Source organism: Streptomyces sp. NPDC006326 (assembly GCF_040612915.1).
GTDB lineage: Bacteria > Actinomycetota > Actinomycetes > Streptomycetales > Streptomycetaceae > Streptomyces.
Genome location: NZ_JBEXRC010000018.1, coordinates 121,172 through 135,542, shown reverse-complemented (window position 1 = coordinate 135,542; position 14,371 = coordinate 121,172). Strand labels below are relative to the sequence as shown.

15 protein-coding genes are annotated in these 14,371 nt (G+C 73.3%); 7 read left to right on the top strand and 8 right to left on the bottom strand.

All coding sequences use genetic code 11. From position 1 onward, the window contains the following. The 3 genes from ABZ128_RS16770 to uvrB form a co-directional block, all read right to left on the bottom strand. Nucleotides 1-579, bottom strand: a 579-nt coding sequence (locus ABZ128_RS16770) for a TerD family protein (RefSeq protein ID WP_356849065.1), incomplete at its 3' end; no start/stop codon positions are given. Nucleotides 580-664: 85 nt separating this feature from the next. Next, the gene (locus tag ABZ128_RS16765) at nucleotides 665-1,243 is read right to left on the bottom strand and encodes a TerD family protein (RefSeq protein ID WP_356849063.1); all 579 of its coding nucleotides are present in this window, start codon (nucleotides 1,241-1,243) and stop codon (nucleotides 665-667) included. A gap of 85 nt (nucleotides 1,244-1,328) precedes the next feature. Continuing rightward, the gene (gene uvrB, locus ABZ128_RS16760) at nucleotides 1,329-3,500 is read right to left on the bottom strand and encodes an excinuclease ABC subunit UvrB (RefSeq protein WP_356849062.1); all 2,172 of its coding nucleotides are present in this window, start codon (nucleotides 3,498-3,500) and stop codon (nucleotides 1,329-1,331) included. Nucleotides 3,501-3,743: 243 nt separating this feature from the next. Between uvrB and ABZ128_RS16755 the strand changes: the two genes are divergently transcribed. From ABZ128_RS16755 to ABZ128_RS16745, 3 genes are all read left to right on the top strand, one after another. Continuing rightward, the gene (locus tag ABZ128_RS16755; protein WP_356849060.1) at nucleotides 3,744-4,796 is read left to right on the top strand and encodes a glycerophosphodiester phosphodiesterase family protein; all 1,053 of its coding nucleotides are present in this window, start codon (nucleotides 3,744-3,746) and stop codon (nucleotides 4,794-4,796) included. Between the two features lie 45 nt (nucleotides 4,797-4,841). Beyond that, nucleotides 4,842-5,405 carry a methylated-DNA--[protein]-cysteine S-methyltransferase gene (locus ABZ128_RS16750; protein ID WP_356849058.1) on the top strand — a complete coding sequence of 188 codons (564 nt, stop codon included), beginning with the start codon at nucleotides 4,842-4,844 and terminating at the stop codon, nucleotides 5,403-5,405. A gap of 118 nt (nucleotides 5,406-5,523) precedes the next feature. After that, the gene (locus tag ABZ128_RS16745; RefSeq protein ID WP_356849056.1) at nucleotides 5,524-6,810 is read left to right on the top strand and encodes an MFS transporter; all 1,287 of its coding nucleotides are present in this window, start codon (nucleotides 5,524-5,526) and stop codon (nucleotides 6,808-6,810) included. 10 nt (nucleotides 6,811-6,820) lie between these two features. Here the strand turns inward: ABZ128_RS16745 and ABZ128_RS16740 are convergent, their stop codons facing one another. Next, nucleotides 6,821-7,183 (bottom strand): cupin domain-containing protein, encoded by a 363-nt coding sequence (locus ABZ128_RS16740; RefSeq protein WP_356849054.1) that lies wholly within the window; start codon nucleotides 7,181-7,183, stop codon nucleotides 6,821-6,823. A 168-nt stretch (nucleotides 7,184-7,351) separates the two neighbouring features. On the opposite strand from ABZ128_RS16740, the gene ABZ128_RS16735 reads away from it, so the two are divergent. Continuing rightward, a complete protein-coding gene (locus tag ABZ128_RS16735; protein ID WP_356849052.1) occupies nucleotides 7,352-8,311 on the top strand; it encodes a pseudouridine-5'-phosphate glycosidase in 960 nt (319 codons plus the stop codon). Nucleotides 8,312-8,409: 98 nt separating this feature from the next. Next, on the top strand, nucleotides 8,410-9,291 hold the full coding sequence (locus ABZ128_RS16730; protein WP_356849076.1) for a sugar kinase: 882 nt from the start codon (nucleotides 8,410-8,412) through the stop codon (nucleotides 9,289-9,291). 28 nt (nucleotides 9,292-9,319) lie between these two features. Here ABZ128_RS16730 and ABZ128_RS16725 read toward each other — a convergent pair whose 3' ends face one another. Both ABZ128_RS16725 and ABZ128_RS16720 read right to left on the bottom strand, forming a co-directional pair. After that, complete coding sequence (locus ABZ128_RS16725) at nucleotides 9,320-9,925, bottom strand: hypothetical protein (RefSeq protein ID WP_356849050.1); 606 nt, start codon at nucleotides 9,923-9,925, stop codon at nucleotides 9,320-9,322. 179 nt (nucleotides 9,926-10,104) lie between these two features. Then, a complete protein-coding gene (locus ABZ128_RS16720; RefSeq protein WP_356849048.1) occupies nucleotides 10,105-10,758 on the bottom strand; it encodes a uridine kinase in 654 nt (217 codons plus the stop codon). Nucleotides 10,759-10,848: 90 nt separating this feature from the next. Here ABZ128_RS16720 and ABZ128_RS16715 point away from each other — a divergent pair, with 90 nt between their 5' ends. Further along, the gene (locus ABZ128_RS16715) at nucleotides 10,849-12,294 is read left to right on the top strand and encodes a WGR domain-containing protein (protein ID WP_356849046.1); all 1,446 of its coding nucleotides are present in this window, start codon (nucleotides 10,849-10,851) and stop codon (nucleotides 12,292-12,294) included. Here ABZ128_RS16715 and ABZ128_RS16710 read toward each other — a convergent pair. Next, entirely contained in the window at nucleotides 12,258-12,725 is a 468-nt protein-coding gene (locus ABZ128_RS16710) for a cupin domain-containing protein (protein WP_356849044.1), read from the bottom strand. The two genes, ABZ128_RS16715 and ABZ128_RS16710, sit on opposite strands and share 37 nt — an antisense overlap. Nucleotides 12,726-12,873: 148 nt before the next feature. On the opposite strand from ABZ128_RS16710, the gene ABZ128_RS16705 reads away from it, so the two are divergent. Further along, nucleotides 12,874-13,593, top strand: coding sequence for a DUF2293 domain-containing protein (locus tag ABZ128_RS16705; protein ID WP_356849042.1), 720 nt, complete (start codon nucleotides 12,874-12,876; stop codon nucleotides 13,591-13,593). Here ABZ128_RS16705 and ABZ128_RS16700 read toward each other — a convergent pair. Further along, on the bottom strand, nucleotides 13,549-14,190 hold the full coding sequence (locus ABZ128_RS16700; protein WP_356849040.1) for a chaplin: 642 nt from the start codon (nucleotides 14,188-14,190) through the stop codon (nucleotides 13,549-13,551). The genes ABZ128_RS16705 and ABZ128_RS16700 overlap by 45 nt on opposite strands. Nucleotides 14,191-14,371 lie beyond the last annotated feature (181 nt).

The following is a 14,371-nucleotide window of genomic DNA, read 5'->3' as shown; positions in this document are numbered from 1 at the left end:
CAGGCGCAGGCGCTGCTCGCGCTGACCCGGGAGTACGACGCCGTGCGCGGCGGGTTCGGCGGCCAGCGCCGCGGCGGCCTGTGCGCCCAGTCCGGCGTCGGCCAGCAGCGCGCCGAGCCCGTCGGCGTACCCCTGGCCGACGGCCCGTACCTTCCAGGCGCCCTGGCGCCGGTACAGCTCCAGGGCGAGGACGGCCGTCTCGGGATCCAGCCCGGTCACCGTGTACGCGGCGAGCTCCGGGCCCGCCGGGTCGGCGACGGAGACGGAGGGTGCGGGGACCGCGCCGAACCGCGCGGGCCCCCCGGTCGGCAGCACGAGGACCACCCCGACGCGGTGCACGGCCGGCCCGACGGCGTCGAGGTCGACGGCGAAGCGGTGTTCGGCCGCCGCCCCTCCCGGCGCCTCCAGGCCGGGCAGGGCGGGGGCGCCGGGGTGGGCGAGCGCCTCGGGGCCCGCCAGCCGTCCCGCGTCGTCGCAGACCGGGACCACCGCGAGCACGGGCGTGCCCGCCGTGATCCTGATCTCCACCCGGTTCCGGGACAGGGGGTGGTTCTGCCCCCGGACCAGTTCGGCCGTCATCGTGCAGCCCCTCCCCCGCCCTCGCCCTGCTCTTGCTTCTGCGCGTGTTCTCTTGTCCCGTAGGGCCGTTCGTGGCCCGTACGGCTTACAGGTGCGGCAGGATCGCCGGCATCAGGTCCTGGAAGGTGCGGCCGTTGGCCGGGTTCCCGAGGGCCGTCATCTGCCAGCCGCCGCCCACCCGCGACACCTTGGCCATGATCTGCGCGGTGTACGCGCCGCCGCCGTCGAGGGTGTAGCGGGCCAGCTCCTGGCCGTTGGTCTCGTCGACGATCCGGCAGAAGGCGTTCTGCACCTCCTGGAACGTCTGGCCGGTGAAGGAGTTCACCGTGAAGACGATCTGGTCGATGTGCACCGGCACGCGCTGCAGGTCGACGAGGATCGACTCGTCGTCCCCGCCCTGGCCGGCACCGCCCACGAGGTTGTCACCGGTGTGGCGGACCGAGCCGTCGTCGCTCTGCAGGTGCCGGAAGAACACCACGTCGACGGGCTGCTTGTCGGCGAAGAGCACCGCCGACGCGTCGAGGTCGATCTCCCGGGTCCGGGAGCCGAACAGCCCCCGGCGCTTGGCCGCCTGCCAGCCGAGGCCCATCCGGACCGCGGTCAGGGTGCCTCCGTCCTGCTTCTGCAGACTGATGGCCTGACCCTTGGTCATGTTGACCGTCACAGCTGTCCCCTCTCCTGGCCCGCCCCCGATGTGGGCGCGCAGCGTGTACCTGCGGCTGGCGCCAACCCTACTGACCGCTCTCGGGTCAGGCGAGGCCCGCTTCCTTCATCTGCCGCAGCTCCTTCTTCAACTCGCTCACCTCGTCCCGGATCCGGGCCGCGACCTCGAACTGGAGCTCGGCGGCGGCGCCCCGCATCCGCTCGGTCATCTGCTCGATGAGCGCGGCCAGATCCTCGGCGGGACGGTCGGTCGCCACGACGGGCGCCTTGGCGGCCTTGGCCCCCTTGGCCGCCTTGCCGGCCGCCTTGCCCGCCGCCTTGGCCGGGGCCGCCAGGCCGGCGGAGAGCGCCGGCACGGGGGCCTTGGGCCCCTTGCCGTCCTTGCCCTGCCGGTAGCCGGTGCCGAGCAGCTGCTCGGTGTCCAGCTCCTCCCGGGCGATGGTGGCCACGATGTCGTTGATCTTCTTGCGCAGCGGCTGCGGGTCGATCCCGTTGGCCTTGTTGTAGGCGACCTGCTTCTCCCGGCGCCGGTTGGTCTCCTCGATGGCCTTCTCCATCGCCGGGGTCATCTTGTCCGCGTACATGTGGACCTGGCCGGAGACGTTGCGCGCCGCGCGGCCGATGGTCTGGATCAGCGAGGTCCCCGAGCGCAGGAAGCCCTCCTTGTCGGCGTCGAGGATCGCCACCAGCGACACCTCGGGCAGGTCGAGGCCCTCGCGCAGCAGGTTGATGCCGACGAGGACGTCGTACTCGCCGGCCCGCAGCTCGCGCAGCAGCTCGACCCGGCGCAGGGTGTCGACGTCGCTGTGCAGGTAGCGGACGGCGATGCCGAGCTCCAGGAAGTAGTCGGTGAGGTCCTCGGCCATCTTCTTGGTGAGGGTGGTGACCAGGACGCGCTCGTCCTTCTCCACCCTCTGGCGGATCTCGTGCACCAGGTCGTCGATCTGCCCCTCGGTGGGCTTGACCACGACCTCCGGGTCGATGAGGCCGGTGGGGCGGATGATCTGCTCGACGAAGCCGTCGCTGCGGGAGAGCTCGTAGGCGCCGGGGGTGGCCGACAGGTAGACGGTCTGGCCGATCCGCTCCTGGAACTCCTCCCACTTCAGCGGCCGGTTGTCGAGTGCGGAGGGCAGCCGGAAGCCGTGGTCGACCAGGGTGCGCTTGCGGGAGGCGTCGCCCTCGTACATCGCGCCGATCTGCGGCACGGTCACGTGCGACTCGTCGATCACGAGGAGGAAGTCCTCGGGGAAGTAGTCGATCAGGGTGTTGGGCGCGGAGCCCGGCGCGCGGTCGTCCATGTGCAGCGAGTAGTTCTCGATGCCGGAGCAGGACCCGATCTGGCGCATCATCTCCAGGTCGTAGGTGGTGCGCATGCGCAGCCGCTGGGCCTCCAGCATCTTGCCCTGCTTCTCCAGCTCGGCGAGGCGCTCGGCCAGCTCGGCCTCGATGCCGGCGATCGCCTTCTCCATGCGCTCGGGGCCGGCGACGTAGTGGCTCGCGGGGAACACGTACAGCTCGCGGTCCTCGCTGATGACCTCGCCGGTCAGCGGGTGCAGGGTGGACAGCGCCTCGATCTCGTCGCCGAACATCTCGATGCGGACGGCCAGTTCCTCGTAGACCGGGAAGATCTCGATGGTGTCGCCGCGCACCCGGAAGGTGCCGCGGGTGAAGGCGACGTCGTTGCGCGTGTACTGGATGTCGACAAAGCGGCGCAGCAGCTGGTCCCGGTCGATCTCCTCGCCGACCTTGAGCGGGACCATCCGGTCGACGTACTCCTGCGGGGTGCCGAGGCCGTAGATGCAGGACACGGACGCGACGACGATCACGTCGCGCCGGGTGAGCAGCGAGTTGGTCGCGGAGTGGCGCAGCCGCTCCACCTCCTCGTTGATCGAGGAGTCCTTCTCGATGTACGTGTCCGACTGCGGAACGTAGGCCTCGGGCTGGTAGTAGTCGTAGTACGACACGAAGTACTCGACGGCGTTGTTCGGCAGGAGCTCGCGGAACTCGTTCGCCAGCTGGGCGGCGAGCGTCTTGTTCGGCGCCATCACCAGGGTGGGGCGCTGGAGCTTCTCGATCATCCACGCGGTGGTCGCCGACTTGCCGGTGCCGGTCGCGCCCAGCAGGACGACATCCTTCTCACCTGCGCGGATGCGCTTCTCCAGGTCGGCGATGGCCGTCGGCTGGTCGCCGCTGGGCTGGTAGGGGCTGACGACCTCGAAAGGCGCCACCGTGCGTTCGATCTTCGATACGGGCCGCATGAGTCCACCGTACGACCCTCCACTGACACTCACGCCTCCCCGAGGCCCGCTGCGCGCACGCGCTGGGGACGGGCGGAGCGGATCTCCTCCTTTCTGGTCCGTTTGTCGTAGTTCGGTGGCGGCCCGGTGATCTTCAAGCCGATGATCGCCATAGCGGTCCCGCCGTGAGGTGCATCGCCACAACATCTGCCGCTTCGCACCCGCCTGACGCAGGAACAGGGCGCCGACCCGAGGAGAACGCACATGTACGTCCGACCCGCCGCCGCGGCCGCGGCCGCCTTCCTGGGCTTCACCCTGACCGTCATGGGCGGGACGGCCTCGTCCGCCGCCGCCGGCCCCGGGACCGACCCCGGCACGAGCACCGGAACGGGCACCGGCCCCGGCACCGCCGCCGCCCCCGGCCCGGCCCCGGCCGTGACCGGGCCCCTGGGGCCCGTCGTGTACGCCCACCGGGGGGCTTCGGCGTACGCGCCGGAGAACACCCTCGCGGCCATCGACCTGGCGATGCGGCTGGGCTTCGACTGGGTCGAGAACGACGTCCAGCGCACCAAGGACGGCGAACTGGTGGTGATCCACGACGACACCCTGACCCGCACGACCGACGTCGAGCAGGTGTTCCCGGACCGCAAGTCCTGGCTGGTCAAGGACTTCACCGCGGCGGAGATCGCCCGGCTCGACGCAGGCAGCTGGTTCGGCCCCGGGTTCACCGGCGCCCGGGTCCCGACCCTGCGGCAGTACCTCGACCGGGTGCAGCGCAACCAGCAGCGGCTGCTGCTCGAAATCAAGAAGCCCGAGCTCTACCCGGGGATCGAGGAGCAGACCCTGCGGGTCCTGGAGGAGGCGGGCTGGCTCGACGAGGGCCACGTCCAGCGCCGCCTGGTGGTCCAGAGCTTCAGCGCGGACTCCGTCCGCCTCGTGCACGGCATGCGCCCCGAGCTGGTCACCGCCTTCCTCGGCACCCCCACGGTCGCCGATCTGCCGCGGTACGCCGAGTTCACCGACCGGATCAACCCCTGGCACACCACGATCTCGGCGGACTGGGTGGCGGCGGTGCACGGCCTGCTGGGGGCGCACGGCAAGGCGATGGAGGTGGACACCTGGATCGTGGACGACGCGGCGACCGCCCGGAAGGTCCAGGGAATGGGCGTGGACGGGATCATCACCAACGCCCCGGACGTCGTTCAGGAGGCGGTGCTCGGGCAGGAGGCGGTCCTCGGGCGCGAGGGGCTGCTGGGACAGGACGGGCTGCTCGGGCGGGAGGGCGTGCTCGGGCACCAGGGGGTGCTCGGGAGCTGAACCGCACGGGAGCCCGCTGTCGGCGGCGGCCCGTACGGTGGAGGGGTGGACAGCACCGAGCGGCCGCGCGGGCCGCACCTCGAATGGACCGTCGTCGCCAGCGACATCGGGCCCCTGCTCCTGGCCGCGACCCCGGAGGGGCTGGTCCGGGTCGAGTTCCATGCCGAGCCGGACCGGGTGGAGGCGATGATCGGCGCGCTCGTCTCCCGGCTCGGCGCCGATGCCCGGCGTCCCGCGCCGGGCGAGGAGGTGCTGCTGGCCGAGCCGATACGCCAGCTGACCGCGTACTTCGCCGGCTCGCTGCGACGCTTCGAACTGCCGCTGGACTGGCGGCTCAGCTCCGGCTTCCACCGCAAGGTGCTCCAGGAGCTGGACCGCTCGGTGCCGTACGGGGCGGTCGTGGGGTACGGGGAGCTCGCCGCCCGGGTCGGCCAACCGGGCGCGGCCCAGGCCGTGGGCCATGCCATGGGCTCGAATCCGCTGCCGCTGGTGGTGGCCTGCCACCGGGTCGTGGAGAACGACGGCGGGATCGGCGGGTTCGGCGGCGGGGTGGAGACCAAGCGCAGCCTGCTGGCGCTGGAGGGCGTGCTCCCGCAGCCGCTGTTCTGAGCGGCCGAGGGGTGGTGGGGGGTGGTAAGGGGTGGGAGACTGCCGCGGTGACTACCGTCGCCAGCCCTGGCCCCCTCGCGCCCGTACGCCGCCCCTCCCCACGGCAGGGGTGTACGGCATGAGCGCGCTGCCCGGCACCGACCGGCCGGCCCTGCCCGTCGATCCCGCGGACCTGCCGCGCCTGCAGCGGCGTACCTCCGGTGTGCTGATCGCCGCCCAGATGCTGGGCGGCGTCGGCGTGCCCATCAGCATCGCCCTGGCCCCCGTCCTCGCCACCGAGATCAGCGGCACCGAGGCGCTGTCCGGCTTCGCCTCCACGGCCGCCGTCATCGGCACGGCCCTCGTCTCGCTGCCGCTGGCCGCCCTGATGACCGCGCGGGGCCGCCGGCCGGGGCTGGTGCTCGGCTATGCGATCGGAGCCGTCGGCGCGGGCCTGGTCGTCCTGGCGGCCGCGGTCCGGAGCTTCCCGCTGCTGATGCTCGGCATGGCCGCCTTCGGGGCCGCCTCCTCCGCCAACCTCCAGGCGCGGTTCGCCGCCGCCGACCTCGCCGCCCCCGACCACCGGGCGCGGGCCATCTCGGTGGTGGTCTGGGCCTCCACCCTCGGCGCGGTGCTCGGCCCGAACCTCTCGGCGCCGGCCAGCCACAGCTTCGCCGGAACCTCCATACCCGAGACGGCGGGCCCCTTCGTCTGGGCCGCCGCCGTCTTCGTCCTCACCGGCACGCTGATCGGCGTCCTGCTGCGCCCGGATCCGCTGCTGACCGCCCGGGCGCTGGCCGCGCCCGAGGAGCAGACCCGCGAGGGCCGTTCGCTGCGCGCCGGTTTCGCGGCCGTCAGGTCCTCCCCGCGGGCGCGGCTCGCCCTGCTGACCGTCGCCGTGTCCCACACCACCATGGTGTCGATCATGGTGATGACCCCCGTCGACCTCGGCCACCACGGGGCGGGCCTGGAGCTCGTCGGCCTGGTGATCAGCGTTCACATCGCGGGGATGTTCGCCTTCTCCCCCGTCATGGGCTGGCTCGCGGACCGGCTCGGACGCCTCACGGTGATCGGTCTGGCGGCGGGACTGCTGTCGCTGGCGGCGCTGCTCGCCGGAACGGCCGGGCCGCACCACGGCCAGAGCGCAGCCGGCCTCTTCCTGCTCGGCCTCGGCTGGTCCGCCGGCATGGTCTCCGGCTCTGCCCTGCTGACCGACTCGGTGCCGCAGGCCGCGCGGGCCGCCGTACAGGGTCTGAGCGACCTCACGATGAACACGGCCGCGGGCGTGGGCGGGGCGGCGGCCGGCCTGGTCATGTCCCAGGCGGGCTACGGCTGGCTGACCGCCATCGGCGCCTGCCTGCTCCTGCCGATGGCGGCGCTCGCGATGTTCACGGCACGCCGCCATCCGGTGGCGTCCAAGGGCTGAGCGGGCCGGCTCACAGGCTGATGTGGTAGGCCTTGCGCAGCGTCTCGTGCACGGTCCAGGTGGTCTTGTCGCCCTCGCGGAGCACGCAGGCGGAGCCGGGGCCCACCTCCAGGGTCTCGCCGCCCTCGACCTCGATGGTGGCGCGGCCGCTGACCACGACGAACAGTTCGTCGGCCTCGGTGTCGGTGACCACGCCCGGGGTGATCTGCCAGATTCCGCGCAGCTGCTTGCCGTCCGGGGACTCCCACAGGACCTTGCCCGTCACGACGGGCTCGCCGGAGACGATCTGGGCGGAATCGAGGTCCTCCGGCTCCAGCTCGGCGTCGGGAACGGAAACGGTGAAGGAGGCCGGGGCGTGCTCACTGGTGCTCATGGCGCGCCAGCGTAGTCCGCCCGCCCGGCCCGCCGCGGTGGCCAGAGCGTCCAGCCTCGGCTCGCCGCACGGGTCACCCTGTCGAGCGGGCAGCGCTCCTCGGACAGGTTCGGACGGTCGGCTCGGGAAGGCGTTTGACGGGGGGAATCCCGTGCCATGGATGGGGACATGTCACAGCACACAGCATCCGCATCAGGAGTTCCCGGACCGGTCCCGGTCCTTTCCGACGAGGTGCGCGAGGCCCTCGACCGGCAGGGGCCCGTCGTGGCCCTGGAGTCGACGATCATCGCGCACGGCCTGCCCCGCCCGCGCAATCTGGCGGTGGCCGCCGAACTGGAGGCACTGGTCCGCGCGGAAGGAGCCGTTCCGGCGACGGTCGCGGTCCTGGACGGCGTCGCCCACGTGGGGCTGGACAAGGACCAGCTGGAGCGGGTGGCCGCCGGGGAGGGCGTACGCAAGCTCGGCCACCGGGACCTGGCCCCCGCGCTCGCCACGGGGGCGACCGGGGCCACCACGGTGTCCGCGACGGCGTTCCTGGCCGCCCGCGCCGGGCTGCGGGTCTTCGCCACGGGCGGACTGGGCGGCGTACACCGCGAATGGGCGCAGACGCAGGACGAGTCGGCCGATCTCGCGCTGCTGGCCCGCACCCGGATCACGGTGGTGTGCGCGGGCGTGAAATCGATCCTGGACGTGCCGGCCACCTTGCAACGGCTGGAGACGCTGGGGGTGGCGGTGCTGGGGTACGGGACGGGGCATTTCCCCGGCTTCTACCTCTCCAGCTCCGGCGAGCCGGTGGACTGGAGCGTGAGCCGCCCCGAGGAGGTGGCGGCGGTGATGGCCGCTCAGGACCGGCTGGGGGGCGCGGAGTCGGCCCTGCTGGTGGCGAATCCGGTGGCGGAGGCGGACCAGCTGGATCCGGGATTGCACGACCGGGTCCTGGCCGAAGCCCTCGCGGAGTGCCGGGACCGCGGCATCACGGGGCAGGCGGTGACCCCCTTCCTGCTGGGGTTCCTGGTGCGGGCGACGGGCGGGGCCTCGCTGGAGGCCAACCTCGCGGCGGTCCGGGGCAACGTGGTGCTCGGCGCCCGCATCGCGGGGGCGTGGGCGGACCGGGAGGACCGGGCGTGACCGCGGCGGGGGGCGCCGGGGCGGGATCTGCCGCGGCGGGGGCCGCGGGGGCGGGGGCGGCGGGCTCGGGGTCTGCCCGGGCGGGGGCCGCCGGGGCCCTGCTGGTCATCGGGGACGTGGTCACGGACGTGGTGGCCATACATCCGGAGCCGCTCGCCCCGGCCACGGACACGGCGGCCCGGATCCGGACCCTGCCCGGCGGCGCCGGGGCCAACGCGGCGTGCTGGGCGGTCCGGGCGGGGGCCGCGGAGGTGCACCTCCTCGCACGGGTGGGCACCGAGTCCGCGCAGTGGCACGAGCGGGCGCTGCTCGACGCCGGGGTGCGGCCGCATCTGGTGGTCGACCCGGCCGAGCCGACGGGAACGGTGGTGGCGCTGGTGGGCAAGGACACCGAGCGCACCTTCCTCACCGACAGCGGGGCCGCGCTGCGGCTCTCCCCCGCGGACTGGGCGCCCGCCCTGCTCGACGGGGTCGGCCATCTCCACCTGTCCGGCTACCTGTTCTTCGCCGACAGCAGCCGCGAGCTGGCCCTGGTCGCCCTGCGGGCCGCCCGGGCCCGGGGCGTGCCGGTGAGCGTCGACCCGGCCTCGGCGGGGTTCCTGGTCACGCTGGGTCGGCAGCGCTTCCTCGATGCCGTGGCGGGAGCCGACGTCCTCCTGCCCAACGAGGACGAGGCGCGGCTGCTGGCCGGGCTGCCGGAGAGGGCCGGTTCGGCGCGCGCGGCGGCGGAACTGAGCCGGAGGTTCCCGCTGGTGGTGGTCACCCGGGGCGCGGCGGGGGCCCTGGTGGCCGAAGCGGGCCGGGTCACGGCCGAGATCGCCGCCGAGGCGGCCGAGGCGGTGGACTCGACCGGCGCCGGTGACGCCTTCACCGGCGGCTTCCTCGCGGCCCGGCTCGCGGGCGCCGGCCCCGCGGAAGCCGCCCGGGCGGGCTGCCGGACCGCAGCCCAGGCGGTCACCCGGCTGGGCGGACGACCGTAGGGCCGCCTTCCGGATCGGGCCCTGCGCCTCACACCGTGTACTCCTCCTGGCCGAGGGTCTCGATCTCGCCCGATTTGCGGACGTTGTAGTGGAACACCAGGCCGCTGTCGGGGTGGGCGATGATCCACTCGGTGAGCTCGTGGAGGGTGATCGGCTTGCTCACCGAGCTCGCGACGATCGGCTTGAGGGCCGTGATCTTGGCGTCGTCGGCGATCGGGATGAAGGTCTCCTCGCCGACGGTCTCGAAGTGGGCGGCGCCGCCCGGGCCGGGGCAGCCCCAGTGGCCGTGCCGGACGATCAGGCTGGCGAAGCCCCCTTCGGGGGTGTAGCGGTAGACGGCGATCTCGTTCGGCGAGATCGGCATCTTGGAGGCGCAGGCGGGCCCGGGGGCCGAGGGCTTGGGCTTGCCGGGCGCGGTGGCGGACGCGGCGGGTGTGGCCTTCGCCGCCGGCTTCGAGGGGGAGGGCAGCCCGCCGCCGACCGGGGCCGAGGGCAGGGCCGGGGTCGCGCCGGGGGTGCCGCCGGGGGCCGGACCGGCGGCTCCCGTGTCCGTGTCACCGTTGCAGCCCGTCAGGGCCAGGGTCGCGCACAGGGCCAGCGCGGCCAGTGCCGCTGCCTTCGGACCTCTGCTCATTGCCGTCTCCTCTGCCAAGGGGCCAACGGGGTGGCCTCCGCCCGAGCGTTCCGTCAACGTAGCGCCCGGTATCGGCCACGACGACGGCCCGATCACGTTCGTCACCGGGCCGGGATCGGGCTGTTGCGGAGCGGGTACGTCCGTGACGGGACGTCGGGGAGCAGGCCCGCCGCCACCGCTCAGAGCGCCTCCCCGCGGATGCCGGTCCACGCCGGGTGGCGGGGGTCGTCGGCCCTCACCAGGGCGTCGGCGGCCGACGCCGGGTCGGTCTCGGACTCGTAGCGCGCGAAGGCGGGCAGGGTCCAGCGCGCGGACTCCTGCGTACGGCGGGCCAGCGCCGCCGGGGAGAGGCGGATGTGCACGCTGAGGTCGAAGGGGAACCAGTGGCCCAGCAGCAGGGGTCCGTGCACGATCACCACGCCGCCCGGCGGCAGTTCGGTGTACGGGCTGCGGGTCGCCCGGTCGGTCACCGGGTCCCAGAGGTCGGGCAGCACCCGGCCGGTGCCGCCCGGGTCGGTGGGGCCGAACACCTCCCGCCAGAGGGCGGCCGTGTCGTACCAGCCGCCGAGGTAGGCGTCCACGTCCTCGCGGCCGTACTCGAAGCGGAGGGAGGCCGGGCGCAGGAAGCCCTCGGCCGCCACCACGAGGACCGCGCGGCCGCGCGGCCGCAGCGCGTCGGCGAGCTGCCCGGCGAGCAGCCCGGTGCCTGCTGCGGGCGCGCCGTCGATCCCCACCCGCTGCCAACTCACCTGACCGGCAGGCGGTTTGTGTTCGTCGAGGTGGCCGGCGAGCCGCTCGGCCATCCGCTGCCATGTGATCGCTTCCAGCTGCACCAGCCCATTGTCAGTGGTGGCCCGTAGCGTTTTCACGAGGGATCACCGGCGGGAAGGAGCCGTTGACCCGGCCTTGGGGAGGGGTCTGTCATGGCTCGCGAGACGACGTATCTGGAGCTGTCCCAGGACGGCGGCGGGGCGCACAAGTTCTACGAGGTGACGGTGGACGGCACGGCCGTCTCGGTGCGGTACGGCCGCATCGGGGCGGACGGCCAGCTGCAGAGCTCGTCGTTCCCGACCGCCGAGAAGGCCCGGGCGGCCGCCGCGAAGAAGATCGGCGAGAAGGTCCGCAAGGGGTACGCACCGGCCGTGCGCGGCGGGCGCGCCGCCCGGGCGGTGACCAGGCGGCAGGTCACCGCTGCGCCGTCGACGGCGCGCGCGGTCGCGCCGGTGCTGTGGCGTTTCCGTACGGGGTCCTCGGCCTTCGGGATCCATGTGGACGAGGACCGCTGCTGGGTGGGGAACCAGGCGGGGGACGTCTACACGCTCAGCCACGGCGGCGAGGTGCTGGCCCGGTATGCGCTGCCGGACGGGGTGAAGTGCCTGGTGGCGGACGAGTTCTGGATATACGCGGGCTGTGACGACGGCACGGTGTACGACCTGTCGTCGAAGGTCCCGTTCGGGGCGTACGACATCGCGGCGGACGTGGACATCTTCTGGCTGGACATCCACGAGGGCGTGCTGAGCGTGTCCGACCGCAGCGGCGGGCTGACCGTCATCGACCACGAGGACGAGTTCCAGTGGTCACGGCGCTCGACGGGCTCCAATGCGTGGATGGTGCGGGCGGACGAGCGCGCGGTCTACCACGGGCACAGCCAAGGGGTCACGGCGTACGCGCCGGACGGCGGCCGGGAGTTGTGGCACACCCCGACCGACGGCTCGGTGCTGTTCGGCTGGCAGGAGGAGCAGGCCGTGTTCGCCGGGACCGGCCGCCATACGGTGCAGCGGCTGTCCAAGGGGACGGGCGCGGTGGAGGCCACGTACCGGTGTGACGCGGCGGTGTACTCGTGCGCGACCTCCCCCGACGGGCGGCACGTGTTCGCCGGTGACCTGGCCTCCTCCGTGTACTGCTTCGACGCGGACGGGCGGAGGCTGTGGAAGCTCGGCACCGGCAGCGGGGCCGCGCTGTCCATGCAGTACCTGGACGAGCGGCTGTACCTGGTGACCTCGGACGGCTCGCTGGTCTGCGTGGACGCGAGCGAGGCAGCGATAGCCGCGGCCCAGCAGGGGACGGTGCCGACGGCGGTGGATGTGAAGTCGGCCGCCGCGCTGCCGGTGTTCACTCCGGCCGCGTCCGCCTCGGCGGTGGCCACGGTCTCGGTGGCCGCGGCGCCGGCGGACGGCGTGGTGGTGGAGTGCGTCCAGCAGGGCGGCCGGATACGGGTGCAGGTGGTGTCGGGCGGCTTCGAGCCCCACTGGAACGTGCAGTTTCCGCGCGGGATCCGGGAACCGGGTGCCCGCTACGTGGTGGACGGGCTGCATGCGGCCTCGGGCGGTTTCTACCGGGTGCGCGGGGAGATACGCCGTCTGGTGTGAGCGGCGGGCCTGCCGCCCGGGGTGCGGGGAAGACACCCCGGACAGGGACACGGTGCGGCACCCGGCGGGGCCTCGGCGGGTATGGAGAAGGCGTCGCCTTCGGCGAGCGTGGAGGTCACGTACAGCACGACGGGGTCGGTGCCCAGGTTGCGGCCCAGGTGGACGTGCTCGATGCCCGGGGGCTCGACGAAGTTGTCCCCGGCCCGGTGCACGACGACCGTGTCGTCGTGCAGGATGCGGGTCAGCGTCCCGGACCGCACCAGTGCGATCAGCGGAACCTCGTGGAAGTGCCAGCCGGTGCAGCCGCCGGGCTCTATGACGACCTCCCGTCCGGACAGGTGCTGCGCCCTGGCCTGTATGCGTGCCGGCGCCCGGTCTGCCGCTCGGGCCTGCGCTCTGGAGAGCCGCGCCGTCGTCTGCTGCCCGCCCATGTGTCCTCCTTCATGGGCCGTACGGCCATACCGCAGCCCCGTCCACCCACGGTAGAGGGACATCCGGACATCGAGGGAGAGTTCGTCAAACCTCAACCCCGGTGCGGTGCAAGGTGATAAGGGCAGCCGGCGGCGGTATCACATCGGCATGAGCCTCGTGGTCTTCGAGTCGCTGAAGCCGATCCACTGCGCGCAGTGCCGCCAGGGACCGCTACGTCATCTCGTCCGCGAGGTCGGCGTGCCCCGCTGTCTGGACTGCGCCGACCTCGGACACCTGGTGTACCTGCCGCGCGGGGACGCCGCGCTCTCCCGCCGGGCCCGTGAGGCCAGTTCGCTGTCCGCCGTCGTCGTCCGCTTCAACAAGCGCCGCCGCCGCTATGAACGCCAGGGCATCCTGGTCGAGGAACCGGCCCTGGCCCGCGCGGAGCGCGCCTGCCTCGCGGACGCCGAGGCACGGGCCCGCCGCCGGGAGCGCGACCGGCTGCGCCGCGCGGCCGAGGACACCCGGTTCACGGCGGCGTTCGCCGCCGCCATACTGCGGCTGTTCCCCGGGTGCCCGGCCGAGCGGGCGCGGGAGATCGCGGCCCACGCCTCGGTGCGCGGCAGCGGCCGGGTCGGCCGTACCGCGGCCGGCCGCGCGCTGGACGGGCCGGCGGTGTCGGTGGCGGTCCGGGCTGCCGTACGGCACGTCGACACCGAGTACGACGCCCTGCTGATGGCGGGAGTACAGCGGTTCGCGGCCCGGGCCCGCCTGGCCCCGCAGATCGACGCGATCCTGGACGCCTGGCGGACACCGCCGCCCCCGCCGGTGGCCTGCGCGGCCCTATCCGAGGCGGAAGCGGCGGTAGAGCAGCATCCCGCCCAGTAGCAGGGCCCCGCCGCCGGGCAGCAGGTAGCCGACGCCCTCGGCTCCCGTGTGGGCGAGCGCCGGGCCGTGCTGCGCCGGCGCGGCCGGGGTGAGGGGCTGCGCGGCGGCAGGCGGCCGGGACGGCTCGGCGGGCCGGGGCGGCTGAGACGGGCGGGGCGGCTGGGACGGCTGGGACGGCTGGGGGCTGCCTGGCGTGCCGTTGACGGAGGTGTTGCCGCTGGCGGCGCTACCGATGCCCACGACGTTCACGGAGTTGCCGCTGACGTTCACCGGGAGGTCGACCGGGAGCTGGATCCCGTTGCCGGACAGCACGCCCGGCGAATCCTTTCCCCCTGCATCGGCGTGGGCGCCGCCACCGTTCGCGGTCCCCGGCTTCGCGGAGTGCGAGGGCTCCGAGGACGACCGGGAGGGCCCCGGCTGCCCGTTGGCACAGCGGTTGCCGGCGGCCGGGTTCAGCAACCCGACCACACTCACGGTGTTGCCGCACACGTTCAGCGGAGTGTGCACCGGCAGCTGCACGAGGTTCCCGGACAGCAGCCCCGGCGAACGCTCGGCCACCCCGCCGGCATCCGCGTCGGCATAGGCGAAGCCGCTCACACCCGCGACCGCAAGTCCGCCTCCCGCAACCACCGTGGCGATCAAGCCATTGCGACGACTGTGACGCATCAGATTTCCTGCTTTCCGGAGGAGTTACGGGTGTTGCACCCGCACCGGAACAACGCGGTAAACCCATTCGGGTTATAGAGCCGGTGGGCATTTCACTCCATCGTGTACTGGG